The sequence below is a fragment of the Thiohalophilus sp. genome (genome assembly GCF_046483665.1).
In the GTDB taxonomy this organism is placed as follows: Bacteria; Pseudomonadota; Gammaproteobacteria; order UBA6429; family Thiohalophilaceae; genus Thiohalophilus.
On the sequence record NZ_JAWOCR010000040.1, the window covers coordinates 58,376 to 81,335 of the forward strand.

Annotated in this window: 28 protein-coding genes; 14 read left to right on the plus strand and 14 right to left on the minus strand. The window is 55.7% G+C overall.

Annotated features, from left to right (window positions below):
- Positions 1–75: 75 nt before the first annotated feature.
- Positions 76–762 carry a YggS family pyridoxal phosphate-dependent enzyme gene (locus R6U90_RS08890; RefSeq protein ID WP_410352327.1) on the minus strand — a complete coding sequence of 229 codons (687 nt, stop codon included), beginning with the start codon at positions 760–762 and terminating at the stop codon, positions 76–78.
- 146 nt (positions 763–908) lie between these two features.
- Here R6U90_RS08890 and R6U90_RS08895 point away from each other — a divergent pair, with 146 nt between their 5' ends.
- The 7 genes from R6U90_RS08895 to R6U90_RS08925 all read left to right on the plus strand — a co-directional run bounded on the left by R6U90_RS08895 (position 909) and on the right by R6U90_RS08925 (position 6,883).
- Complete coding sequence (locus R6U90_RS08895) at positions 909–1,946, plus strand: type IV pilus twitching motility protein PilT (RefSeq protein WP_410352328.1); 1,038 nt, start codon at positions 909–911, stop codon at positions 1,944–1,946.
- A gap of 45 nt (positions 1,947–1,991) precedes the next feature.
- Positions 1,992–3,116, plus strand: a complete 1,125-nt coding sequence (locus R6U90_RS08900) for a PilT/PilU family type 4a pilus ATPase (RefSeq protein ID WP_410352329.1) — start codon at positions 1,992–1,994, stop codon at positions 3,114–3,116.
- A gap of 989 nt (positions 3,117–4,105) precedes the next feature.
- A complete protein-coding gene (locus R6U90_RS08905) occupies positions 4,106–4,558 on the plus strand; it encodes an RDD family protein (protein WP_410352330.1) in 453 nt (150 codons plus the stop codon).
- A 113-nt stretch (positions 4,559–4,671) separates the two neighbouring features.
- Positions 4,672–5,082: a hypothetical protein gene (locus R6U90_RS08910; RefSeq protein WP_410352331.1), complete on the plus strand. Its 411-nt coding sequence runs from the start codon at positions 4,672–4,674 to the stop codon at positions 5,080–5,082.
- A 208-nt stretch (positions 5,083–5,290) separates the two neighbouring features.
- Positions 5,291–5,653, plus strand: a complete 363-nt coding sequence (locus tag R6U90_RS08915) for a hypothetical protein (RefSeq protein WP_410352332.1) — start codon at positions 5,291–5,293, stop codon at positions 5,651–5,653.
- 28 nt (positions 5,654–5,681) lie between these two features.
- Positions 5,682–5,897, plus strand: a complete 216-nt coding sequence (locus tag R6U90_RS08920; protein ID WP_410352333.1) for a DUF3185 family protein — start codon at positions 5,682–5,684, stop codon at positions 5,895–5,897.
- A gap of 455 nt (positions 5,898–6,352) precedes the next feature.
- Positions 6,353–6,883, plus strand: a complete 531-nt coding sequence (locus tag R6U90_RS08925) for a DUF2141 domain-containing protein (RefSeq protein ID WP_410352334.1) — start codon at positions 6,353–6,355, stop codon at positions 6,881–6,883.
- Positions 6,884–7,087: 204 nt separating this feature from the next.
- Here R6U90_RS08925 and R6U90_RS08930 read toward each other — a convergent pair whose 3' ends face one another.
- Positions 7,088–7,759, minus strand: a complete 672-nt coding sequence (locus R6U90_RS08930; protein WP_410352335.1) for an OmpA family protein — start codon at positions 7,757–7,759, stop codon at positions 7,088–7,090.
- 269 nt (positions 7,760–8,028) lie between these two features.
- Here R6U90_RS08930 and R6U90_RS08935 point away from each other — a divergent pair, with 269 nt between their 5' ends.
- Together R6U90_RS08935 and R6U90_RS08940 are read left to right on the plus strand one after the other, a co-directional pair.
- Positions 8,029–8,280: a GlsB/YeaQ/YmgE family stress response membrane protein gene (locus R6U90_RS08935; protein WP_410352336.1), complete on the plus strand. Its 252-nt coding sequence runs from the start codon at positions 8,029–8,031 to the stop codon at positions 8,278–8,280.
- A 3-nt stretch (positions 8,281–8,283) separates the two neighbouring features.
- On the plus strand, positions 8,284–8,778 hold the full coding sequence (locus R6U90_RS08940) for a TspO/MBR family protein (RefSeq protein WP_410352337.1): 495 nt from the start codon (positions 8,284–8,286) through the stop codon (positions 8,776–8,778).
- A gap of 293 nt (positions 8,779–9,071) precedes the next feature.
- On the opposite strand, the gene R6U90_RS08945 is transcribed toward R6U90_RS08940, so the two are convergent.
- The 8 genes from R6U90_RS08945 to R6U90_RS08980 are packed head-to-tail and all read right to left on the minus strand — an operon-like array spanning position 9,072 to position 15,168.
- A complete protein-coding gene (locus tag R6U90_RS08945; RefSeq protein WP_410352338.1) occupies positions 9,072–9,947 on the minus strand; it encodes a dihydroorotate dehydrogenase electron transfer subunit in 876 nt (291 codons plus the stop codon).
- Positions 9,944–11,227, minus strand: a complete 1,284-nt coding sequence (locus tag R6U90_RS08950; protein WP_410352339.1) for a dihydroorotase — start codon at positions 11,225–11,227, stop codon at positions 9,944–9,946. The genes R6U90_RS08945 and R6U90_RS08950 overlap by 4 nt, the downstream gene beginning before the upstream one ends.
- Complete coding sequence (locus R6U90_RS08955; protein WP_410352340.1) at positions 11,227–12,207, minus strand: aspartate carbamoyltransferase catalytic subunit; 981 nt, start codon at positions 12,205–12,207, stop codon at positions 11,227–11,229. Before R6U90_RS08955 ends, R6U90_RS08950 begins: the two co-directional genes overlap by 1 nt.
- On the minus strand, positions 12,204–12,710 hold the full coding sequence (gene pyrR / locus R6U90_RS08960; protein WP_410352341.1) for a bifunctional pyr operon transcriptional regulator/uracil phosphoribosyltransferase PyrR: 507 nt from the start codon (positions 12,708–12,710) through the stop codon (positions 12,204–12,206). The genes R6U90_RS08955 and pyrR overlap by 4 nt, the downstream gene beginning before the upstream one ends.
- The gene (gene ruvX / locus R6U90_RS08965) at positions 12,694–13,161 is read right to left on the minus strand and encodes a Holliday junction resolvase RuvX (RefSeq protein WP_410352342.1); all 468 of its coding nucleotides are present in this window, start codon (positions 13,159–13,161) and stop codon (positions 12,694–12,696) included. The genes pyrR and ruvX overlap by 17 nt, the downstream gene beginning before the upstream one ends.
- Positions 13,158–13,721, minus strand: a complete 564-nt coding sequence (locus tag R6U90_RS08970) for a YqgE/AlgH family protein (RefSeq protein WP_410352343.1) — start codon at positions 13,719–13,721, stop codon at positions 13,158–13,160. Before R6U90_RS08970 ends, ruvX begins: the two co-directional genes overlap by 4 nt.
- A 36-nt stretch (positions 13,722–13,757) precedes the next feature.
- The gene (locus R6U90_RS08975) at positions 13,758–14,666 is read right to left on the minus strand and encodes an energy transducer TonB (RefSeq protein ID WP_410352344.1); all 909 of its coding nucleotides are present in this window, start codon (positions 14,664–14,666) and stop codon (positions 13,758–13,760) included.
- Positions 14,659–15,168, minus strand: a complete 510-nt coding sequence (locus R6U90_RS08980) for a Gx transporter family protein (protein WP_410352345.1) — start codon at positions 15,166–15,168, stop codon at positions 14,659–14,661. The genes R6U90_RS08975 and R6U90_RS08980 overlap by 8 nt, the downstream gene beginning before the upstream one ends.
- A gap of 4 nt (positions 15,169–15,172) precedes the next feature.
- Between R6U90_RS08980 and R6U90_RS08985 the strand changes: the two genes are divergently transcribed.
- On the plus strand, positions 15,173–15,412 hold the full coding sequence (locus R6U90_RS08985; RefSeq protein ID WP_410352346.1) for a hypothetical protein: 240 nt from the start codon (positions 15,173–15,175) through the stop codon (positions 15,410–15,412).
- A 12-nt stretch (positions 15,413–15,424) separates the two neighbouring features.
- Here the strand turns inward: R6U90_RS08985 and R6U90_RS08990 are convergent, their stop codons facing one another.
- Genes R6U90_RS08990 through gshA form a run of 4 tightly spaced genes read right to left on the minus strand, consistent with a single transcriptional unit; the run spans position 15,425 to position 19,104 of the window.
- A complete protein-coding gene (locus R6U90_RS08990; RefSeq protein ID WP_410352347.1) occupies positions 15,425–15,784 on the minus strand; it encodes a NusG domain II-containing protein in 360 nt (119 codons plus the stop codon).
- Entirely contained in the window at positions 15,781–16,845 is a 1,065-nt protein-coding gene (locus R6U90_RS08995) for an FAD:protein FMN transferase (protein ID WP_410352348.1), read from the minus strand. Before R6U90_RS08995 ends, R6U90_RS08990 begins: the two co-directional genes overlap by 4 nt.
- 8 nt (positions 16,846–16,853) lie before the next feature.
- Positions 16,854–17,804 carry a glutathione synthase gene (gene gshB, locus R6U90_RS09000; protein WP_410352349.1) on the minus strand — a complete coding sequence of 317 codons (951 nt, stop codon included), beginning with the start codon at positions 17,802–17,804 and terminating at the stop codon, positions 16,854–16,856.
- Between the two features lie 4 nt (positions 17,805–17,808).
- Positions 17,809–19,104 carry a glutamate--cysteine ligase gene (gene gshA, locus R6U90_RS09005; RefSeq protein ID WP_410352350.1) on the minus strand — a complete coding sequence of 432 codons (1,296 nt, stop codon included), beginning with the start codon at positions 19,102–19,104 and terminating at the stop codon, positions 17,809–17,811.
- Positions 19,105–19,459: 355 nt separating this feature from the next.
- Between gshA and pilG the strand changes: the two genes are divergently transcribed.
- From pilG to R6U90_RS09025, 4 genes are all read left to right on the plus strand, one after another.
- The gene (gene pilG, locus R6U90_RS09010; RefSeq protein WP_310693588.1) at positions 19,460–19,843 is read left to right on the plus strand and encodes a twitching motility response regulator PilG; all 384 of its coding nucleotides are present in this window, start codon (positions 19,460–19,462) and stop codon (positions 19,841–19,843) included.
- A gap of 59 nt (positions 19,844–19,902) precedes the next feature.
- The gene (locus R6U90_RS09015) at positions 19,903–20,268 is read left to right on the plus strand and encodes a PleD family two-component system response regulator (protein ID WP_410352351.1); all 366 of its coding nucleotides are present in this window, start codon (positions 19,903–19,905) and stop codon (positions 20,266–20,268) included.
- 5 nt (positions 20,269–20,273) lie between these two features.
- Positions 20,274–20,825, plus strand: a complete 552-nt coding sequence (locus tag R6U90_RS09020; RefSeq protein ID WP_410352352.1) for a chemotaxis protein CheW — start codon at positions 20,274–20,276, stop codon at positions 20,823–20,825.
- 93 nt (positions 20,826–20,918) lie between these two features.
- On the plus strand, positions 20,919–22,946 hold the full coding sequence (locus R6U90_RS09025; RefSeq protein ID WP_410352353.1) for a methyl-accepting chemotaxis protein: 2,028 nt from the start codon (positions 20,919–20,921) through the stop codon (positions 22,944–22,946).
- The last annotated feature ends 14 nt before the right edge of the window (positions 22,947–22,960 follow it).

Genomic DNA, 22,960 nt, shown 5'->3' on the forward strand with positions numbered 1-22,960 from the left:
TTGTGCCGTGCGGTCATTAAGAGCTCCAGGTGCTAGGGGCTAGGAGCTAGGTCCTAGTAACTAGCCCCTGGCCCCTTATTTGGCGCGAGCGCCAAATATGGCCGTGCCAATGCGCACCAGGGTGCTGCCCTCGGCGATGGCCGCTTCGAGATCGCCTGACATACCCATGGACAGGGTATCCAGCGCAAGCCCTTCAGCATTGAGCTGCGCGAACAGTTCGCGCAGTTGCCGGAAGGGCTGACGTTGCTGTTCGAAACCGCTGCCTGGCGCGGGGATCGTCATCAGCCCGCGCAGTTGCAGGTGAGGCAGGTCGGCGATGGCACGGGCCAGCTTGAGGGCCTCTTCGGGGACGATGCCGGATTTGCTCGCCTCGCCGGAAGTGTTGATCTGCAGGCAGAGATTGAGCGGCGGCAGATAGGGCGGGCGCTGCTCGCTCAGACGTCGGGCGATCTTGAGCCGATCGACACTATGCACCCAGGCAAAATGCCCGGCGATCTCGCGGGTTTTGTTGGACTGGAGGGGGCCGATGTAGTGCCATTCGATGAGTTCGTCGGCCAGTTCGGCGATCTTGGGCAGGGCATCCTGCAGGTAATTCTCGCCAAAACAGGTTTGCCCGGCGGCCAGGGCCGCACGCAGATCCTCGATCGGTCGGGTTTTGCTCACCGCCAGCAATCGAGTCGAGCCGGGGGGACGTTGGGCACGCTGTTCGGCTTGTGTGATTCGTGCCCGAACCTGTTCGAGCCGTTGCGCTATGCTGTTCATCTTGCCTCGCGGGCGGTGCGACGGTAGGTTAGTTGCCTGTCCTGAATTCTGGATCAAGAATTCGGACGGACTACCGATAAACTGAATGTCTGCTATCGATATTGAGCTGTATCATAACAACGATTTGATTAAAGAGTGACTGCCTGATGGACATAACCGAACTGCTGGCCTTTGGCGTGAAAAACGGCGCCTCGGATCTTCACCTGTCCGCCGGACTGCCGCCCATGATTCGCGTCGACGGGGACGTGCGGCGTATCAATATCCCGGCTATGGAACACAAGACCGTGCACTCCCTGGTGTACGACATTATGAACGACAAGCAGCGCAAGGATTTCGAGGAGTTTCTGGAGACGGACTTTTCCTTTGAAATCCAGGGGCTGGCCCGGTTTCGTGTCAACGCGTTCAATCACAATCGTGGTGCGGCGGCGGTGTTCCGGACCATCCCTTCCAAGATTATGACCCTGGAGGAGCTCAACTGCCCCCCGGTGTTCAAGGATGTCTCCGACAACGCGCGCGGCATCGTACTGGTGACCGGCCCGACCGGTTCCGGTAAATCCACGACGCTGGCGGGGATGGTCGATTACAAAAACGAGAACGACTATGGTCATATTCTGACCATCGAAGATCCGATCGAATTCGTGCACGAATCCAAAAAATGCCTGGTCAACCAGCGCGAGGTCCATCGTGATACCCTCGGCTTCAGCGAAGCGCTGCGCTCCGCGTTGCGTGAGGATCCGGACATCATCCTGGTGGGCGAGCTGCGCGATCTGGAAACCATTCGCCTGGCCCTGACCGCTGCGGAAACCGGCCATCTGGTATTCGGCACGCTGCATACAAGTTCAGCGGCCAAGACCATCGACCGTATTATCGACGTATTCCCGGCGGCGGAAAAGGGTATGGTCCGCTCCATGCTCTCCGAGTCGCTGCGAGCAGTTATCGCCCAGACCCTGCTCAAGAAAATCGGCGGTGGCCGGGTGGCGGCCCACGAGATCATGGTTGGCACCTCCGCGATACGTAACCTGATTCGCGAGGACAAGGTGGCACAGATGTACTCTGCTATCCAGACCGGCCAGCAGTATGGTATGCAGACACTCGATCAGAACCTGCAGGATCTGGTCCAGCGTGGTGTGGTCAGCAAGCAGGAGGCGCGCGTCAAGGCCGCCAACAAGGATACATTCGATTAAACTGGTGTTCCGGCACAACCGGAAGACTGACACGAGGTCAGCGTCATGGATTTTGAATCGTTACTGAAACTGATGGTGCATAAAAACGCCTCTGACCTGTTCATTACCGCAGGCGTGGCCCCGAGCATGAAAGTCAACGGCAAGATCATGCCCGTGACCCAGGCGACCCTGACTCCCGGACAGGCCGAGGAACTGGTCATGGGGATCATGAGTGAGGCACAGAAAAAGGAATTCAGAGAGCATAATGAGTGTAATTTCGCTATCTCTGCTTCCGGCATCGGCCGCTTTCGTGTCAGCTCTTTTCGCCAGCGCAATCACGCAGGCATGGTGTTGCGTAAAATCGAGGTCAACATACCGGGCTTCGAGGAACTGAAACTGCCGCCGATTCTGCGCGACATCGCCATGACCAAGCGCGGCCTGGTGATCTTTGTCGGCGGAACCGGCTCCGGTAAATCCAGCTCACTGGCGGCCATGGTCGGCTATCGCAACAAGAACAGTACCGGTCATATCATCACTATCGAGGACCCGATCGAGTTTATCCATCACCACCAGGGGTGCATTGTCACCCAGCGCGAGGTAGGTCTGGATACCGAAAGTTTTGAAGTCGCTCTGAAGAATACCCTGCGTCAGGCGCCGGATGTGATACTGATCGGCGAAATCCGTTCGCGTGAAACCATGGAACACGCCATGGCCTTCGCCGAAACCGGCCATCTGTGTCTGGCTACCCTGCATGCCAATAACGCCAACCAGGCCATGGATCGTATCGTCAACTTCTTCCCGGAAGATCGATTCAATCAGCTCTATCTCGACCTGTCTCTCAATCTCAAGGCGATGATCGCCCAGCAGTTGATCCCGACCCCGGATGGTAACGGCCGCGTGCTGTGCGCCGAGGTCCTGATCAACACTCCATTGATGGCCGATCACATCCGCAAGGGTGAAATCTCCAAGATGAAGGAGTTGATGACCAAATCCGGCCAGGCAGGTATGCAGACCTTCGATCAGGCCCTCTATCATCTATACAAGGAAGGCAGTATCACCTACGAAGATGCCATTAACCACGCCGACTCCGCGAATGAACTGCGCCTGATGATCAAGCTCGGCGAAACCAAGGGCGAGGACATGGAGGCTATGACAGGGGCACTGGAAGGGATCACTATTCAGGAAACCTGAGAATCATTTTTTAATCCATCTGGAAATAAACGCAGAGTAGCAAAGACGTTTATGCCCGTTGTTTGGGTGCAAAGGACGCGGAGAAGTGATTTTGTGAGAGGCGATTGACGTACAGGGATATAACTAATGTCGCGGGAGGCGTGGATGCCGAGTGACTCGTCGGTGACTCTCGCTGTAGCCACCCTTTTATCTAAATGACCGTCCTCCGGGTATCCTGCAATTTTAAAAGCGGGGTATTGTGGAAGGGGATTGAATCAGCGACTCTAGCCATACCCACCTGTTTATCTAAATGTTCGCCCCTTCGGGCTCCCTCGATCTTGAAAGCGGGCTCTCGCGCCTGCGCACTTCGTCATTCCGGCCTTGAGCCGGAATCGAGTCTCTATAATTCGTCATTCCGGCCTTGAGCCGGAATCCAGTCTCTATAAGAGGAACGCCCTGCGGGCGAGCTGAATCTTGAAAGCGCTGACCCGCCAGCGCGCCTCGGGTTCATCTGACGAAGACCATCCCTGGCCTTCGCACTTCGTGCAGCCTACGGCTGCACAAATTCGTTCTCGACGAATTTGTCTTTGTCACGCGACAAAGAAACGAATCAAAAAAAACGCGCCCGCAAGACACCGCCGATATAGCAATTTATCGATTGCTATACTGGTTCCCCTGCGCTTCTCTCTACATTAGTCAATCCATGGACGTCAGTCATCCCTGTGTAGGCTGGCGGGTGCGTGCTCCCGTGTCGCACCCTTCGAGCTTTTTCTCCTTCCATTGCGATGCTCGGCGGCGTCTACCGGAAATAAGATCCTATAGCGATAGAGTGCTTCCCATGCACCTTCAACCACTTCAATGTGCTCCTGGAGGCTCAAAGCATCAGAATTATTGAAAAAAGCCCGCTTATTAGGAAAGATTGGCATAAGGGCATATCTTTTTTCTGCTGGATATCATAAAGAGAAAGACAGAGGCGGACTCATTGACACAGTTAATAGTAAGGGTGAAGTATGGATGAGACTGAATATGCAGGATTCTGGATACGAGTTGGGGCAGCGCTCATTGATTCGCTGCTGGTTATGATTATTATTGTGCCAGTTATCAATGCAGTGTATGGACCTGGCTACTGGATGAGCGAGAAGCTGGTGCACGGGGGCTGGGATGTATTATTGAATTATGTTTTCCCTGCGATAGCGGTAATTGTTTTCTGGGTCTGCAAGTCTGCGACACCGGGAAAGATGGCGCTGAAGTTGACGATTGTAGATGCCGCTACCGGCGGGAAACCGTCGACCGGGCAGTTTATCGGTCGCTATCTGAGCTATTATGTTTCAACCATTCCCTTGTTTCTGGGTTTGCTCTGGATAGGGCTCGATCGGCGCAAGCAGGGCTGGCATGACAAGCTGGCGGGAACTGTTGTAATCCGGGACAATAGAAAAGAGCCGGAAATATTTGATAGTCAATGATTTTTAAAAAGGCTGTACCGGTAAAAGTATGCGCGCTCAGGAACGGAAAGCACTGTGCTGCGAAATAAGTCTGTCGTTATGAGTACGAGATATTGCAAGGCCATGAGTTAACGATGATTCGCGATACCAGTCTTTGTTTTCTTGGATATTCCTTTGTTAACGGCACTGGAGACGAGGAGTCGCTCGGTTGGGCCGGACGTGCTTGTGCTGCCGCACACAGTCGAGGCGCGCCGATCATCTGCTATACTCCTGGAGTACGTCGGAATATCAGCAAGGATATTATGCAGCGCTGGGAGGTCGAATGTTTTATCCGCCTGCCTGAGGCTTGCGATGGTCGGAGTGTGCTTTCCTGCGGTGTAAATGATACCGTGATTGAAAACGGCAAACTGCGTGTTCCTTTCGATAAACCGTGCAAGAATGTTTACGAGTTCCTTCATGGCGACAGTAAGTGCAGGCTGTTAATGATGGGCCCGCCATCCTTCTATGACAATGAGAAAAACCAGAGAATCGAGGCCCTGGAGTAATCTTTTTCTCGGCAGGCCGAGGTCCCGGGTGTCCCCTATATCAGGCTCTTCGCGCCGCTTGTTAACGATGCTCTGTACAGGAACTAGATTATTGGCAATGATGATGCACACCCAAAAAGCGCTGGATATGCAAAGTTGGCACTGCATTCTGGGGGCAGAGACGAAATTAATGGTAAGTGTTCTCTGGCTATGAGTCGGGTGTCGGTGAATGATTAGCCGATGGATTGTTGGTGTGATGCTGTTATTCGGTGTGCTATTGTTCATGCTGCCGAAGTCAGATGATGAAACACTTTCCAGGATTGCCTCGGCTTCGATGCTCAAATGCACCCGGGATTTTCGTGAACAGGTGGCACGGCAGGTTATCAGGCAGGACGAGGTCGATGTAAAGTTCAACAATAAATGCCCGGATCTGATCGGCTCGCTCGAGGTTAACGAGCATGGCGAAATGGTGATTGGCGGTGAATTATACTCGATCAGAATGATCTTAATCCCCGTGGTTGAAAATGATAAAATACGCTGGAGTTGCTCTGGGGAACCTGCCGCGGCAGTGACGAAACTATGTAACAGATAATTGCTAAGATATTTATCAGGAGATGATTATGGCAAAGGGTTATACTTCGACAGGTAAGATTCTGGGGCTGGCGCTGATCGTGGTTGGTATCGGGTTGGCGATCTGGGGTTATCAGTTATCCCAGTCGGTCGGTTCACAAATTACCGAGGCGCTGACCGGGGCAGAACGTGACAGGGTGATGATGTTTTATATCGGTGGCGTGGCCAGTTTTGTGGTGGGCATTTATCTGGCCATCAAAAAATAAACACGAAGTTAACTCGTTATCAGAGGCTGTGTTTTTGCTTTTGACGTTCATGGAAACCTGGCAGGAAAGGAACAGCTGAAAACGATATTACGCTGAACCAGCCGTATAGATTACTGAATCCTGGCTCAATACTGCTTGCTTGATTAAAAATAACGATATTTTCCTCATTATTTAGATATTAATTACACATTCTTTTGCCCGGCGAAGCGAATGAAAATCATCTTCATATAACCAATCGAATAAAGATGAGATAAAACAGCTTTTTGAGGATGTGTTTACCGAATCAGAGGGGTCGGACGAGGGGAAGCTTGTTTCCAAGAATGGGGCCGGTGACAATTGCTAATACAAATGATTCTCGTTTTTTACCGATCCAATTTACGCGAGAAACCGGCGCTCTTTAGTTCATCCGTTAAGTATCTAACAGTTGATTCAACTATGCCAGGGAGGCCAGAGCTATGGAGAAGATTATGACTAAGTCGGCCCAGCGTAAGTCCCTATTAAGATCCACAGTCTGTTTTCCGGTCACGCCGGACTTCATGAGAGTTCGGTATATGTCATTGTGTGCAATATTGATATTTACGAGTCTTCCCACCATCGGCTTGGCCAGATCACCAAGCCCGGCTATTCACGTGGAAATTCCGAACATAAAAAACAGTACTGGTAATATAGCTTGTGGAATCTTCAAATCACCAGACGGTTTCCCCGATAAATTTTTGGGTTCGGCCAGGGCAATTATAATAAAGAAAATTCAGGCGAAAAAAGCGCAATGTGACTTTTCGGATATCTCGCCTGGAACTTATGCGATCGCTGTCATTCATGATGAAAACATGGACGGTGAGCTCGACACCAATTGGTTTGGTTTCCCTACGGAAGGCTATGGCTTTTCAAATACAACGATTGACGAATTCGGCGCACCTGCGTTTTCTGCCGCCAGCTTTCAATACGATGGGAAAAACATAGATCTGACGATCAGGTTGGATTACTGAGCGACCTTTGTATGGATGGTGAGGGGTATTAAAATTCAGCATACCCAATGAGCTTGGGATCCGGTTTTGCCTTTTGCCTGTCAGGGTTCCGTGGCGTGGGATTGATAAGGCGGGTAAAAGGGGCTGAATACTTGTAGTCTGAAGACCATGCTGATTTCAAGTATTCTTGCCCTTTGATTGACCCTGATACCTTTTAGGTAGGAGTTACTCGGTGAAAGGAATCAGCGAAAGCTCGACGCGACGGTTCAGGCTGCGACCTTCTGCTGTTGAATTATCGGCGATAGGATGACGTTCCCCAAAGCCAACGACTTCAAAGCGGGCCGGGTTTATGTTGCGTGATTTCAGGTAGGCTGCCACAGAACGGGCGCGTTTTTCGGACAGGGTCTGATTATAGGACTCTGAACCTCGCGAGTCGGTATAACCGGCGACGACGATGATCGTCTTCTCGTATTCTTCGAGTACCAATGCTACCGAATCAAGCACTGAATAAAAATCAGCTCGCAGATCGCTGCCGTCTGTCGGGAAGGTGATGTTACCTGGCATAATAAGGTTGATATTGTCACCGTCACGCTGGACACTGACTCCGGTACCGCGCAATTGCTTGCGTAACTTGGCCTCCTGGGCGTCCATGTAATAGCCAACCCCGCCACCCACAATGGCGCCAATACCCGCATCGCGTAGCATGCGTTTTTTGCGCTCGCTGCTTGATTTGTCCTTGTTGGCAAGATAAGAGAGAACCAGTGCTGAGCCCGCGCCTATGCCTGCGCCCTTGGCGGTATTGCTTGTCTTCTCTTCGCCAGTATAGGGATCAAAAGTCGTACACCCGGTTACTGCCAGTGCTGCAGACAGACCAACAGCTAAAATCCACTTTTTCATATTTTCGACTCCTGCTTGATAAATACAATAAATAATCAGAATATAAGGGTACAGTGCCCCGGAAAATCATCCAGCCACGCACTGCCATAATCGGGCATTAATAAAGTGCTTATACGATAAGGTCCCCAAAAATATTGATCAAGGTTAAAGTTGTATTGAGAGTCAGTAAGGCCGGGCGGTAATATACAATAATGATTTGCTCTGCTTGTGTTATAGACCGGCCGGTCAAACGTCAAACGTCAAATATCGATTATGAACGGGAGAAAAAGATGGACATAACAGGATTGATTGTTTTTTTACTGATCGGCGCACTCGCGGGCTGGATCGCCGGCAAGGTCATCACGGGGCGGGGCTTTGGCGTGCTGGGGAACATTGTTATCGGAATTGTTGGTGCGGTGCTCGGTGGTGTCATGTTCCGGGTCATCGGCCTGACGGCAACCGGACTAATCGGTGAAATTATTACCGCGACGGTCGGGGCAATCGTTCTTCTCTATATTGTGTTGCTGTTCAAAAAAGTCTGAATCATGTCCACGTTGTCTCTGCGTCGCCAGTTTGCCGGTTTGATTATCTGGTTGTTTGTGACTTTTATCGCCGCCGGGCTGGGCGCCTGGGCCTCGGTTGAGGCCGGTTTGTTCTATCAACAACTCGAACGTCCGTCCTGGGCGCCGCCCGGGTCGGTGTTCTCGCCGGTGTGGACGACCCTGTTTGTCCTGATGGCTGTCGCCGCCTGGCGGGTGTGGCGGGTTAATGGCTTTGCCGGCGTGCGCCCCGCGCTGTCGCTGTATCTCGTCCAGCTGGTGTTTAACGTGCTGTGGAGCTGGCTGTTTTTCGGCTGGCATCTGGGTGGCTGGGCATTTGCCGATGTGATTCTGCTATGGGGTCTGATCCTTGCCACGGTGATCGTCTTCTGGCGCATCCAGCGCCTGGCCGGGCTTTTGCTCATGCCTTATCTGCTGTGGGTCAGCTTTGCTGTGGCGCTGAATTACGCGGTCTGGCAACTCAACCCCGGGTTATTGTGAAATCCGCTTTTTCTTCCCGCTGTTAAAGCAATTCGTAGCCATTTGGCGTTTGCTATTGTGCCAGGGCAAAAATGATTTTTCTTTGCACGTCTTTGATTTGACTCTATTTTGAACAAGCTCGATAGTACGGAAATTATGTCCGCAAGATGCTATATCGGGCCTGCGGTGGTGACCAGGTCAGGGCAGGCCGAAATGACGAAATAGTTTTTACTTTGCGTTCTTTGCGCCTTTGCGATCTCTGCGTTTATTTCCAGTGACCTGGAAAAGAGAGGCCTGAGACAGGGCTTACGGTTTTAAAAGACGGTGTAGGCGTCGAATACCGGGCCGTCGACACAGACGCGCTTCATCGCCGGGCCAGTATCGGTGTTGACCTGCACCACGCAGCCGGCACAGCCGCCGACCGCGCAGGCCATGAACTCTTCCAGCGAGACCTGGCAGGGCAGGTCGTATTCCCTGGCAAGACTGGCAACGGCTTCCAGCATGGGATGCGGACCGCAGCTGAAGATTTCCACTTCACGGCGTTCTTTCTCTGACAGAGCATCGAGCCAGTGGCGGGCGAGATCGGTGACGTAACCGCCATGGCAGCCGGGATAACCCTGCGTGCTGGTCAGGCGCGAGGGGATGTTCCATTGTTCGATCAGTGGCATGCTCGCAATCACCCCCTCGGGCATGCCGGGGACGATGAATTCGGACGGCTGGCTCTGAAACGGAAACGGCACTTCGGAGCCCAGGATCATGAACGGCTGATAATCATCGTCGTGGCGCAGGACATCGGCGCAGAAGATCATCGGCGGCATGCCGACCCCGCCGCCAATCAGCAAGGGGCGCTTTTTATGGGCATGAAACCCGAACGGTTTGCCGATAGGGCCCATCAGGTTCAGGGTATCGCCGATCTTGTTTTGCGCCAAAAGCGCGGTGCCTTCGCCGAACACCTTGTAGAGCAGATCCACGTAGCCCTTTTGCGCATCGACCCGCATGATCGAAATAGGCCGGCGCATGGGACGCTGGGCGTTAACGGTCAGGTGCACGAAGCTGCCGGGCAGGGCGCGGGCGGCGATCTGCGGCGCCTGCAGGCGCAGGGTGTATTGATCGCCGGCATGGGCGTCGTGCGCTAGAATCTCGGCCTGTTCGACAAAAATGGTATCGCGATGGGCGTTGGAGGCGTTCACTGGTTCACCTGATAAACGGGTTGACCCCCCAGCAGGGTATGACTGACCCGGCCCTGCATTTCCCAGCCGAGAAACGGGGTGTTTTTACCGCAGCTGGCGAGTGTATTGTAGTCCACGGTCCAGCGCTCCTGTGGATCGAAGATGCAGATATCGGCACGATCACCGATCCCGAGCCGCCCGCCGTCGATACCCAGGATCGCGGCCGGCTCACTGGTGATGCGGGCGATGGTATCAGACAGGGTCATGAGCTTTTCGTCGGCCAGACGCAGAGTCAGCGGCAACAGGGTCTCCAGTGCCGAGATACCCGGTTCGGTTTCGCAAAACGGCGCCAGCTTGGCGTCGGCGTCGTGCGGCTGATGGGCCGAGCTGATAGCGTTAATGATGCCACTGCCCAGTCCGGCGCGCAGGCCGTCTCTATCCCGCTGGGTACGCAACGGCGGAATGACATGGCAGGCGCTGTTGAAATCGCCAATGTCCATCTCGGTGAGATAGAGCTGATGGGCCGCCACATCAATGGAGACCGGCAGGTCGTCGTGTCGGGCACGGGCGATCTTCTGGATCGACTGGGCACAGCTTAAATGCATGAAGTGAGCGCGTACCCCGGTCTGCTCGATCAGCATCAGATCCCGGGCCACAGCGACCGTCTCGGCCGATTCGGGGACACCGGGCAGGCCCAGGCGGGTGCTGATGGCACCTTCATGGGCGCAGCCATTGTTGCTCAACCACGGGTCGTTGGCGTAGATAAAGACAGTGAGATTGTAATTGGCGGCATATTCGAGTGCGCGACGATAGACCAGGGTATTGTTCACCGGGTTCAGAGCGTTGCTCACGGCGATGCAGCCGCCTTCGCGAATCAGCTCTTCCATTTCGCTCAGGTGTTCGCCCTGCAACTGCACGGTCAGGGCGCCCAGAGTCACTACCCGGGCAAAGCCGGCCTGGCGGGCGCGGTGATGGATCAGCTCGGCCACAGCCGGGTTGTCGATGATGGGATCGGTGTCCGGCTGCACGCACAAGGTGGTGATGCCGCCGGCGGCCGCCGCGCGGGTCTCGCTGGCGATGGTGGCCTTGTGTTCCTGGCCCGGTTCGCGCAGGCGGGTGTTGAGATCTACCAGCCCGGGAATGACGATCTGGTCCGTGGCATCAATGACCTGATCGGTACCGAAGCCGTCGGGACTCTGGTCGATGGCCACCACCTGGCCATCGGCCAGGTAGAGATCGTGTCGGCCATCGATGCCGTTGGCCGGGTCGATGAGGCGGCCGCCTTTGATATGAATGCGCATCAGGCTTCCCCCTCCTCGGCGGACGGTTTGCGTCCCAGTACCACCGACATGATGGCCATGCGCACCGCGATACCGTTGCTGACCTGTTCCAGAATAACGGATTGCGGTCCATCGGCGACGCTGGATTCGATCTCCACGCCGCGATTGATGGGACCGGGATGCATGACAATGGCGTCGGGTTTGGCCAGCGCCAGTTTTTCCTGGGTCAGGCCGTAGGTCTTAAAGTATTCCAGTTCACTGGGCAGCAGCGCACCGTCCATGCGTTCCCGCTGGAGGCGCAGCATAATTACCACGTCCACGTCTTTGATGCCTTCACGCAAATCGTGATAGACGTGCACGCCCATCTGCTCCAGGTAGGGCGGGATGAGGGTGCGCGGGCCGATGGCGCGGATTTCGGGCACGCCCAGAACATTCAGCGCATGGATTTGCGAGCGCGCCACCCGTGAATGCATCAGATCGCCGACGATAGCGACTCGCAGGGCGGTGAAATCGGGCTTGTGCTTGCGAATGGTAAACACATCCAGCATCGCCTGGGTCGGGTGCGCATGGCGCCCGTCGCCGGCGTTGATAATACTGATATGCGGTGCCACGTGCTGGGCGATGAAATGCGCCGCGCCGCTCTGTTCGTGGCGCACCACGAACATGTCGCAGTGCATTGATTCGAGGTTGCGCAGCATGTCGAGCAGGCTTTCGCCCTTGCTGGTGGACGAAGTGCTGATGTTGATGTTGAGTACGTCGGCCGAGAGGCGCTTGGCGGCCAGTTCGAAGGTGGTGCGGGTACGGGTACTGGATTCGAAGAACAGGTTGACGATGGTCTTGCCGCGCAACAACGGGACTTTTTTGACCGGCTGGTTGCCGACGGTCACGAAGTTTTCGGCGGTATCGAGGATCTGGGTGAGGGTGTCGCGCTTGTGCCCTTCAATGGTCAGAAAATGGCGCAGCTGGCCCTGACTGTCGCATTGAATTTCCTGCCGCTTCATTTGCTCTCCTGTATTAACAGCTCCAGAGGATCCGGCCCGGTCAGTTTGACGTGCTGATGCGTCTCAAGACCCGGTCGTTCACCGGCCACGTCGGCGCAGATGGGCAGTTCACGGCCGCTGCGTTCCACCAGACAGGCCAGAATGATCGAGGCCGGCCGACCATAGTCGAAGATTTCGTTCATCGCGGCGCGGATAGTGCGCCCGGTGTGCAGCACGTCGTCGATCAGGATGATGTGCCGGTCATCGACCGAAAACGGCAGATTGGACGGTTCTACCTGCGGATGCAGACCGATGCGGGTGAAATCGTCGCGGTAGAAGGTGATGTTGAGCGTGCCCAGCGGCTGCTCGGGTTTGAGTTGCTGATGAATCTGCTCGGCGATCCAGGCGCCACCGGTATGGATGCCGATAATGGCAGGATCGGTGATATGCCGTGAGTTGAGCAGGGATTGCAGATCGCTGGCCATCTGGCTCAGCAGGGTCTGGACGTCACGGCGTTCGCTCATGTTGTTCCGGGGTCAGTTGCTGGTCGAACCAGCTTTGCAGTATCAGTTGCGCGGCCACCTGATCGATATTTTCGGGATCATTGCGGCCGCCTCCGTTGTGCGAGCGAGCTTCGAGCAGTTGTTCCGCCTCGTAAGAGGTCAGGCGCTCGTCGACCATCTCGACGGGCAGATTGTAACGCCCTTTGAGCTGATTACCAAAGCGTCTTGCACGACGGGTCATTTCCTGCTCTTCCCCTTCCAGGGTGAGGGGCAGGCCGACAACCAGCAAATCGGGCTGCCATTCGGTAATTAATCGGGTAATCGCGTCCCAGTCGGGTTTGTCGGTCTTGCGACTGAGGGTGATGAGCGAGGCGACACTGCGGGTTACTTCCTGGCCGATGGCCACGCCAATACGCCGCAGACCGTAATCAAACCCCAGCACGGTTCGGGGTCGGTCCAGGGGCTGGCTCACGCGTGGCCCACGTCCGTTGACAGGGTGGCGATGTCCACACCGAGTCCCGCCGCGGCGGCGTTCCAGCGTTTTTCCACCGGGTAATCGAAAATGATGCGGCTGTCGGCCGGGCCATTCAGCCAGCTGTTGCTCGCCAGCTCCTCTTCCAGCTGCCCTTCATCCCAGCCGGCATAGCCCAGGGCGATGAGAAACTGTTCGGGCCCCACACCGCCGGCGATAGCGTCGATGATGTCCTGGGACATGGTCAGCCCCACCTCGGGGGTGACCTCCAGGGTGCTGTCCCATTCGCCCAGCGGTGTGTGCAGCACAAAGCCGCGCTCCAGCTGGACCGGGCCGCCCTGATAGATCGGCGTGTCGGCCAGTTCCGGTTCGGTCACTTCGATGTCGAGCTGCTCGGCCAGATCGGTGAGGGTCAGGTCGGTGGGCCGGTTGATGATAATGCCCAGCGCGCCCTGCGGGTTGTGCTCGCACAGATAGGTGACCGTGTGTTCAAAGTTGGGATCCGCCAGGGTCGGCATGGCGATGAGAAAGTGGTTACTCAGTTGGGCGATGTAACTCATAAGTTAAGTATCAGTCAGTGTTGTTGCACAGGCAAGTCATGGCTGGCGCCTTAGCCCCAGATTTGATCCGCTTTTAAACTGCCAGATACGGGGAATATGCAATATGTCGGTATCTTCCAGAATTTTCTCGGTCAATGGCGGGAACGGTGCCGCCAGCCGAACGATATTTTGCGCCGCTTCATCCAGCACCCTGTGGCCGGAGGAGCGCAGTACCCGTACCGACTTGAGTGAACCGTCCGGGTTGATCGCCACATCCAGTAACAGATCACCGGTGACATTATTGCGTACCGCCTCTTCAGGGTAGTTGAGATTACCAATGCGCTCGACCTTGGCGCGCCAGGCATCGAGATAGGCGGCAAAGCGGTGTTCGCGGGCCTTGGCACCGCGCACGTAGGTCTCGCGCGGGGTGATTTGATAGGCCTTTTTCATTTCGTCGATCTCGGCGCTGAGCCGGGCGATTTGCTGGCTACGCTCATAGAGCTGGGCGGCGGTGACCTCCTCGGGGATCGGCGGCTCCTTTTGCGGCTGACGTTCGCTGGCGATCTTTTCCGGCGCGCGATTGGCGCTCATGACTTCCTGGGGGGTGTCCTGTTGCTCGCGCGGCGGGGGCGCCAGCGCCTGGCGGCTGTCGGGGGCCAGGCCGGATTCCTCGGTGGGGAGGGGATTGGAAATCGGGCTGCTGTCGCGGACTTTCTCCTGCACATTGCCGCCGCCTTCCTGGCTGGCCTGGGCCAGGTATTCGGCATCCTCCGGCTCGTCCTCGGATTCATTATGCACCAGGGTGATTTCCATGGTGGTAATGGCGTCGTTGCTGGCGAGATCGCTGAGATTGAAGCCGACACCGAGAATCACGATGGCGTGCACCGCCAGCGCTATAAACAGCGTCATGCCAAGCCGGTCGGCGGCGCCTGCCGATAAGGATTTGTCGAGATTTACGTCAGCCATGCAGATGTTTTACCACTTTGTGCGTGATTATACCGTTGACCAGTCCCAGCAACACGGCAAAGCTCAACAAAACCGGAAACAGTTTCCAGATTCCCGCGTGAGGGATAAACCATACCCAGGCCAGCACAAATTGTCCGGTGATGTGCGCCAGGGCCGCCGCAACGCTATAACCGAGGGGGCCAAAACCGCGGCCAGGCAGGCGGGTCATGGGCCAGAGGATTAGCAGGCTGGCCAGGGCGCCAGACAATGACAGCATGAAGGTGGGTGATAAAAATGTCCCCAGCAACAGACTTCCCACCAGTACCCGCAGCAGGCTGACCCAGGCGGCCGTCGACCAGCCATACAGGCATAGCACGCAGATGGTAATAATATTGGCAAAGCCCGGCTTGAGTCCGGGCATCAGACTGGGTAGCAGCGCCTCCAGAATATGGATCGATACCGCCGCCGCCGCCAGCCAGGCGATGCGTTGATCTTCGACAGTGGTTTCAAGCTGGAGTTTCAATCCGTTGGCCGCAAGTTTTGCAAGATGGATGACAGGAGATCATATCGTAGAGAGCAAAGCTATGATAACTCTCGTGGCGGTGCAAAGATGCAAAGACAATTTTGAATTTTTAATGCTGGATTTTGAATTAACAGCTAACCGTGCAATAGGCTTGATAAATTTGCTTGATGTTCCCGCATTCCTGGCAGAAAATTCAAAACTTAAAATTCAGCATTCAAAATTGCTTTTCGGGTCTCTGCGTTGAAGATTCTGTATGTCAAAAGGTCAGCGCGTCGAAGCGGCTTTCGCCACCGTGGATCTGGATGTGGATGCCGTTGGGCAGGCAGGCGATGACGTCGCCGGATTGTTGCTGCCAGCCAGCATGCACGCAGAACTGGCTATTGCAGGGAGAAGACCGGAAGCGCGCGCGGCCGTGGTCGATTTCGATCACACTGTCGCCGAGTTCGCCGGAGACCTGCACGCTCACGTGCTGGTGCAGATCGTATTGTTTATACAGTATGTTGCCCTGATAGATTTCCATATGGGTGCCAGCCGTGGAAGGTTGCCAGGCGAAGTAGAAGCTGCCGGCAACAATAAGCAGGACTATCCCCAGCAGCAGCCTGTCGGCGACAGTCATGGTAATTTCTGGATGACGACATCGGCTTGCGGATCGGACAGTTCGATCCGTTCGGCCATGGCCGGTGTGAGATGCACCACACCCTGTTTGTCGATCAACATTACCTGTTCGATGCTCATGTTGCGGGCAATTTGGGGCCACTTTTCCGGCCCGGCGATGAACAGCGCGGTAGAGGCGGCATCGGCCGTGGCGCCATCGTGATGAATCACGGTCACGGAGGTGGTCTGATCGGCCGGGTAGCCGGTACGCGGATCGAGAATATGGTGGTAACGCTTGCCGCCATATTCAAAATAGCGTTCGTAGTCGCCCGAGGTGAACACGGCCTCGTTGTGACGCACATCCAGCCGGGCGATGACGCATTCGGCCTGGTTTTCATCATCGCACTTTTTGCGCGGATGACGCACACCGATGCGCCAGGGGCGATCGCCGTGGCGACCGATGGCCATGAGATCGCCGCCGGCGTTGACCATGGCATTTGCAATTCCCACTGACTGCAGATACTCGATGGAACGTTGCACAGCCTCGCCCTTGGCGATCGCGCCCATATCCAGGCGTACGGCGGGATTGTCGTTGCTGATGCGCACATTATCCACCTGGATATCGCTCAGCTGCGGATTCTGCGCCAGCAATTCGTCGATATCTTCCTGAGCGGGTGGAAAGTTGGCGAACAGATCGTCCTGGTGAAAGCCCCAGAGTCCGATCAGCTTGCCCAACGCCGGGTTGAACAGGCCATCACTCTGTTTAGCCAGCTTGCGGGATTTTTCGAGTAACGGCATGACCGAGATATTGCCGGTGAATTCGCCGGTCACCCCCAGCAACTGGTTCATCCTTCCCATAGGGCCGGGGCGCCAGGGATGCCAGGCTTCGTGCATAAAGCTCAGATCCTCGGACACAGCACTGATGGCCTGATTGGCTTTTTCTTCCTCGACATCCCACAGGGTAATGGTCACCAGGGTGCCGAACACCATCATGGTGGTTTTGTGTTCCTGCGGTTCGCTCTGGCATCCGCCCAGCAGAATGAAAAAGAAAAGCGGGATTAATAAGACGGTACGACGTGGCATTCGCATGACTATCGGTTTAAATGTTGTTCGATGTTTTGCATTAACTGATCGGCAATATTCAGCTGGTATTGCTCATCCAGTTCGCGAATACAGGTTGGAGAGGTGACGTTGATTTCAGTCAGATAATCGCCGATTACATCCAGCCCGACGAAGATCAATCCCTTTTCGCGCAATACCGGTGCCACCTGTGCGCAGATACGGTAATCGTTGTCATTAAGAGGTACACCCATGCCGCGTCCGCCCACCGCCAGGTTGGCGCGGGTCTCGCCTTTGGCCGGGATACGCGCCAGGGCATAGGGGATCGGCTCGCCGTCGATCAGCAGGATGCGCTTGTCCCCCTCGCTGATCTCGGGAATAAAGCGCTGCGCCATGATCAAACGATGGCCGTGGCGGGTCATGGTCTCCAGAATGACGCCGGTATTGAGCCCCTCCTGTTGCAGACGATACACCGAACTGCCGCCCATACTGTCGAGCGGTTTGACAATAATATCCCCGTGCTTGTTCAAAAACTCGCGCAGTTGCGCCGGTTGACTGCTGACCAGGGTCGGCGGCATGCAGTCGGCAAACCAGGCGGTGAAGAGTTTTTCATTGGCGTCGCGCAGGCTTTGCGGTTTGTTGACCACCAGGGTCCCCCGGGTCTCTGCCAGTTCGAGCAGGTGGGTGGCATACAGAAAATCGAGATCGAACGGCGGATCCTTGCGCATCAGGATGACATCCAGCTCATCCAGCGCCAGTGCCTGTTCGCGGCCCAGTGCGTACCAGTTATCGGAGTCGGCCTTAACGGTCAGAGGCCGGCTGCGGGCGCCGGGACGTTTGCCGTCGAGATAGAGATCGGGCTGCTCCATATAGTGCAGCTGCCAGCCTCGTTGGCTGGCGGCCAGCAACATGGCCAGCGTGGAGTCTTTTTTGTAGTTGATGGCCTCAATGGGGTCCATCACAACACCGAGCTTGACGGTCATGGTATCAGGGATGCTCGGCGTATTCGCGGGCGGCGGCCAGCAGGGCCAGGCGGGCGATCACCCCGTAGGCATAGAAGCGATTGGGATCGGCGTCCGGTGCTTTGTTTTCGTCCGGGGCATTACAGGTTTCGGCGAAGGCGAGCGGTTCGAAATGCATGCCGGGGGCGTTGAGGTTCTCGTTGGCGCCCCGTTCCTTGTGTACCCGATAGAAGCCGCCGACCACAAAGTGATCCAGCATATAGACCACCGGTTCGGCGACCGCCTGTTGATCGCCCCAGGTCTCAAAGGTATAGACCCCTTCCTGCATAATCACCTGGGTCACCGCCTGTCCGCCCTTGCTCTTGGACATTTTAGTGCGCTGTTTGCGATTGAGCTCCAGCGCCTCTTCGGCCGATTGGACGGCCATGATGCCCATGCCGTAGGTACCGGCGTCGGCCTTGATAATGACGTAGGGCGGTTTGTCGATGTTGTATTCATCGTATTTGTCCTGAATGTCGGCCAGCAGCCGTGTGACATTCTTGTGCAGACATTCCTCGCCTTCGCGTTTCATGAAGTTGATCTCGCCACAGTTGCGAAACAGCGGGTCGATCAGCCAGGGATCGATCTCGGCCATCGTGGCAAATTCGCGGGCGACCGAGCGATAGTGGGCAAAGTGTTCGGACTTGAGGCGATCAGCCCAGCCCAGATTGAGCGGCGGGATCACTTTTTGTTCCAGCCCTTCGAGCAGAACCGGTCGGCCGCCAGAGAGATCATTATTGAGCAGGGCGACACACGGGTCGAAATCCCCGATTTTCAGCCGGGCGTCGTCGCGCTCGGGTTTTTCCAGCAGAACCCGGCGTCCGGAAGGCAACTCGATGGTTTGTGGCAGTTCCAGATCCGCCATGAGGCTGGCGACGCGAACTTCGAACCCGCCCTTGCGCAGGATATCCATCAGCGTCGCGACACTTTCCATATAATAGGTATTGCGGCTGTGGCTTTCGGGAATCAGCAGGATCTTGGCCGCATCAGGACAGACCCGTTCCACGGCTGCCTGGGCTGCCTGAATACACAGCGGCATGAACGCGTCATTGAGATTGTTGAAGCCGGCGGGAAACAGATTGGTATCGACCGGCGCCAGCTTGAAACCGGCGTTGCGCAGATCCACCGAGGCGTAAAACGGTGCCGGGGTCTTGAGCCACTCACTGCGAAACCAGGCTTCGATGTGTGCCTGGTGGGTCAACAGATGGGACTCTATGTCGTACAGCGGACCCGACAGGGCCGTAGTTAGATGGGGAACGGCATGCAGATGCTCAACACTCATGGATTTTCTCGCTGGCTTTTCACTACCTGAATATAGTGAAATACTACCCCAAGTTGGCGCTGGGCGCAGGCCCCACCGTCCCTGATTCACCAATAACAAAATAAAGTATCGAAAGAACCTGCCGTTATATGCTGGAGCATGTCCCGTGGGACACCATTGTCCTGAATCGGTGAGCCGGATAACCGTTATACGCAGACAAAATTATTGAGAAAATATACGGACTTATGGATTGTTTCTCAAATCTGTGTTAAATAACTGAAACACTGGGCTATACTCGGTTTATGAGAATGAGAATAATTTTCAATTTGGTCCAGCCATTCAACGCAGGTGGGTACAGGTGTTGGCAGAGCAAGCAATGACAGATAGTTATGAAGGTCTCAAGGTCCTGGTCATCGATGATAGCAAGACCATCCGTCGAACCGCCGAGACACTGTTAAAGAAAGTCGGGTGTGAAGTCATCACCGCCGAGGACGGCTTTGAAGCCCTGTCCAAGATCGCGGATACCCATCCGGACATTATATTTGTCGATATTATGATGCCTCGACTCGATGGTTATCAGACCACGGCCCTGATCAAGAACAACAAGGTTTTCCGGGAGACACCGGTGGTTATGCTGTCCAGCAAGGATGGCCTGTTCGATCGGGCGCGCGGGCGTATTGTCGGCTCGGAACAATACCTGACCAAGCCTTTTACCAAGGAAGAATTGCTCGGGGCGATCAAGTCGCTGGTACTGGAATAAGCGGGTGATAACGGGATAACGAGCAAGATAAAGTCAAGTTTTTCAGGAGGTTATGTTAGATGGCGCGGATACTGATTGTCGATGATTCCCCGACCGAGACCCACGTGCTCAAGGGAGTTCTGGAAAAAAACGGCCATCAGGTCGATGCGGTGGACAATGCCGAAGCGGGTATCTCCCGAACCAAAGAGTCCCGCCCCGATCTGGTGCTGATGGATGTGGTAATGCCGGGAATGAATGGTTTTCAGGCGACCCGCGCATTGAGCAAGGATCCTGAAACCCAGCATATTCCGATCATCATCGTGACCACCAAGGATCAGGAAACCGATCGTGTCTGGGGGATGCGTCAGGGCGCCCGGGATTACATCACCAAGCCGGTGGACGAGACGGAACTCAATAACAAGATTAACGCCGTTCTGGGCGGTTGAGTACGATGGCGGCGGTTCAGAGCCAGGAGCCGTTTGCGCTGCTGCAGGAGATCGAAACGCGCAGCCAGCAAAAAGCGCTGGGGTTGCCGCAAAAGGCCGAGGTGCGCCGGACCTGGTCGGGGATTGGTTTTCGTATTGGTGAGCAGTATCTGGTTTCGCCCACCGATGAGGTACTCGAGATCCTCAAATATCCACCGTTGACCCGGGTGCCCAGTGCGCTTTCCTGGGTCAAGGGGATTGCCAATGTCCGTGGCAGTCTGGTCCCGGTGATGGATCTCAAAGCCTTTTTGGAAGAGGCGCCGATCAAACTGGCCCGCGAGTCGCGGGTTCTGGTGATCCAGCAGGGCGGCTTTACCAGTGGCCTGCTGGTGGAAGAAGTACTGGGAATGCGTCATTTTTTTGAAGAAGAGCGCAGTGAGCAGCTGCCAGGCTTTTCCGCCAATCTGATGACCTATCTTGGCGGTGCGTTCAAACAGGGGAATCAGGTCTGGGGCATTTTCGATATGCGCAATCTGGCGAAAAGCCCCCGGTTTATGGAAGTCGCCTCACGTGGTTAGAGGTGTCATGCAACAGCCTGTTGCGGCAAGGCGACGGGGCTGGACAACGAAAACAATGCCGGCAGGCACGAATGCGATGGCAGGAGTAAAGCAATGAAATTCAAAGGTCTCAGTTTAAAAGGAGAGATACCGACAGGGCGTCTGATCGCGCTATTGGGATTTGCGCTGCTGGCGTCGGTATTGCTCATGGGCGGAAGCTTCTTCCTCAACGCCCAGAAAGAAGCGGAAGACGTGGAATATGTTAACCGTACCGGTGGTCAGCGAGTTCTCTCACAGGAGATCGCCAAGTTCGCCAGTCAGGCGGCACGCGGTGAACTGGATGCCTTCCCGAAGCTTTCGCAGGTCCGTAACCAGTTCGAGGATATTGTTCGCTGGCAATCACAACGGACACCGCCTGAAGCCCGTGCCGAGTTGAATGAACTCAACAAGTCCTGGCAGCAGTATCGTAGCAACGTGGACGTCATCTTGAAAAACCGCGACGTGGTAACCACCATGCGCGAACATATTCAGAACATTAATGAACAAATTCCCAACCTGCTGGCCCTTTCCGATGAAGTAGTCGCCACCATGACCGAACAGCAGGCCCCGGCGGATCAGGTCTATATCGCCACCCGTCAGTTGATGTTGACCCAGCGTATTCACAGTAACGTTAACCGGGTGCTGGCCGGGGGCGAGGAAGCGGTGACCGCCGCGGACCGCTTCGGCCGGGATGCCGCCCTGTTCGGTCGCGTTATCGAAGATATGTTGCGCGGTAATCGTAACATGGACATTCGTCGCATCACCGATCCCGCATCGCGCGAGAAACTGGAGCAGGTACAGGAACAGTTCCGTTCCCTGCGTAGCCAGGTTGGCGGTATTCTGGAACGTTCTCCGGAAATGTTCGACGTCTCCAACGCGGCCGAAGGGGTACTCAACCAGTCGGATGTAGTGCTGGCCAACATCGAGCAACTGGGTGATGCCTATGCCAGCGCGATCAAGCTGCGTTACGAGACCTTGCTGGTTTATGCCTTCGCGGCGTTAACCGTCGTGCTGTTGATTCTGATGGGGATTCTCTACTGGCGGGATTCCCGCAAACGACTGCTGGAGACTGAATCACAGCGTGCCGAAATCGCCCAGACCAATGCCCAGAACCAGGAAGCGATCCTGCGACTGCTGGATGAAATGGGTGACCTGGCCGACGGTGACCTTACCGTGAACGCGACGGTTACCGAGGATATCACCGGTGCCATTGCCGACTCTATCAACTACGCCATTGACGCCTTGCGTGGCCTGGTATCAGCGATTAACGACACGACCCAGCAGGTTTCCTCGGCGGCGCAGCAGAGTCAGGCCACGGCCATGCATCTGGCCGAGGCCTCGGATCATCAGGCCCAGCAGATCACCGGCGCCAGCACCGCGATTAACGAAATGGCTGTCTCTATCGAGGGCGTGTCCAATAACGCGACTGAACTGGCTGACGAAGCACAGCGCGCGGTACAGATTGCGGGCAAGGGTTCCGACGCAGTGCAACGCACCATCCACGGCATGGATACCATCCGCGAGCAGATTCAGGAAACTTCCAAGCGTATCAAACGCCTGGGTGAGTCATCACAGGAAATCGGTGACATCGTGGAACTGATCAACGATATCGCCGAGCAGACTAACATTCTGGCTCTGAATGCCGCTATCCAGGCGGCTATGGCCGGTGAAGCGGGTCGCGGTTTTGCGGTGGTTGCGGACGAGGTGCAGCGACTGGCGGAACGCTCCGGTGATGCGACCCGTCAGATCGATGCACTGGTAAAAGCCATTCAGTCGGACACCAACGAAGCGGTCGCGTCGATGGAAGAAAGTACCGCCGGGGTAGTTCACGGGGCCAGGCTGGCCCAGGACGCCGGTACGGCACTGGAGGAAATCGAATCGGTATCCAGTAATCTGGCGGAACTGATTGAGCATATCTCCAATGCCGCAAAACAGCAGGCGACAGCGGCTACCAACATTTCCGATACCATGAACGTCATTCAGGAAATCACCACCCAGACCTCGGCCGGTACCAACGAGACCGCGGCGTCTATCGGGAATCTGGCCGAACTGGCGAACGAACTGCGCCATTCCGTTGCGGGCTTCCGCTTGCCGCAGCAATAAGCGCGCGTCGTACT

Coding starts and splice junctions, on each gene's coding strand:
- R6U90_RS08895 (WP_410352328.1), top strand. CDS start 909: ATGGACATAACCGAACTGCTGGCCTTTGGCGTGAAAAACGGCGCCTCG.
- R6U90_RS09020 (WP_410352352.1), top strand. CDS start 20,274: ATGGCGGCGGTTCAGAGCCAGGAGCCGTTTGCGCTGCTGCAGGAGATC.
- R6U90_RS08905 (WP_410352330.1), top strand. CDS start 4,106: ATGGATGAGACTGAATATGCAGGATTCTGGATACGAGTTGGGGCAGCG.
- gshA (WP_410352350.1), bottom strand. CDS start 19,104: ATGAGTGTTGAGCATCTGCATGCCGTTCCCCATCTAACTACGGCCCTG.
- pyrR (WP_410352341.1), bottom strand. CDS start 12,710: ATGAGCGAACGCCGTGACGTCCAGACCCTGCTGAGCCAGATGGCCAGC.
- R6U90_RS08950 (WP_410352339.1), bottom strand. CDS start 11,227: ATGCGCATTCATATCAAAGGCGGCCGCCTCATCGACCCGGCCAACGGC.
- pilG (WP_310693588.1), top strand. CDS start 19,460: ATGACAGATAGTTATGAAGGTCTCAAGGTCCTGGTCATCGATGATAGC.
- R6U90_RS08935 (WP_410352336.1), top strand. CDS start 8,029: ATGGACATAACAGGATTGATTGTTTTTTTACTGATCGGCGCACTCGCG.
- R6U90_RS08900 (WP_410352329.1), top strand. CDS start 1,992: ATGGATTTTGAATCGTTACTGAAACTGATGGTGCATAAAAACGCCTCT.
- R6U90_RS09015 (WP_410352351.1), top strand. CDS start 19,903: ATGGCGCGGATACTGATTGTCGATGATTCCCCGACCGAGACCCACGTG.
- gshB (WP_410352349.1), bottom strand. CDS start 17,804: ATGACCGTCAAGCTCGGTGTTGTGATGGACCCCATTGAGGCCATCAAC.
- R6U90_RS08915 (WP_410352332.1), top strand. CDS start 5,291: ATGATTAGCCGATGGATTGTTGGTGTGATGCTGTTATTCGGTGTGCTA.
- R6U90_RS08930 (WP_410352335.1), bottom strand. CDS start 7,759: ATGAAAAAGTGGATTTTAGCTGTTGGTCTGTCTGCAGCACTGGCAGTA.
- R6U90_RS08975 (WP_410352344.1), bottom strand. CDS start 14,666: ATGGCTGACGTAAATCTCGACAAATCCTTATCGGCAGGCGCCGCCGAC.
- R6U90_RS08920 (WP_410352333.1), top strand. CDS start 5,682: ATGGCAAAGGGTTATACTTCGACAGGTAAGATTCTGGGGCTGGCGCTG.
- R6U90_RS08995 (WP_410352348.1), bottom strand. CDS start 16,845: ATGCCACGTCGTACCGTCTTATTAATCCCGCTTTTCTTTTTCATTCTG.
- R6U90_RS08940 (WP_410352337.1), top strand. CDS start 8,284: ATGTCCACGTTGTCTCTGCGTCGCCAGTTTGCCGGTTTGATTATCTGG.
- R6U90_RS08925 (WP_410352334.1), top strand. CDS start 6,353: ATGGAGAAGATTATGACTAAGTCGGCCCAGCGTAAGTCCCTATTAAGA.
- R6U90_RS08890 (WP_410352327.1), bottom strand. CDS start 762: ATGAACAGCATAGCGCAACGGCTCGAACAGGTTCGGGCACGAATCACA.
- R6U90_RS08910 (WP_410352331.1), top strand. CDS start 4,672: ATGATTCGCGATACCAGTCTTTGTTTTCTTGGATATTCCTTTGTTAAC.
- R6U90_RS08990 (WP_410352347.1), bottom strand. CDS start 15,784: ATGACTGTCGCCGACAGGCTGCTGCTGGGGATAGTCCTGCTTATTGTT.
- R6U90_RS08955 (WP_410352340.1), bottom strand. CDS start 12,207: ATGAAGCGGCAGGAAATTCAATGCGACAGTCAGGGCCAGCTGCGCCAT.
- R6U90_RS09025 (WP_410352353.1), top strand. CDS start 20,919: ATGAAATTCAAAGGTCTCAGTTTAAAAGGAGAGATACCGACAGGGCGT.
- R6U90_RS08970 (WP_410352343.1), bottom strand. CDS start 13,721: ATGAGTTACATCGCCCAACTGAGTAACCACTTTCTCATCGCCATGCCG.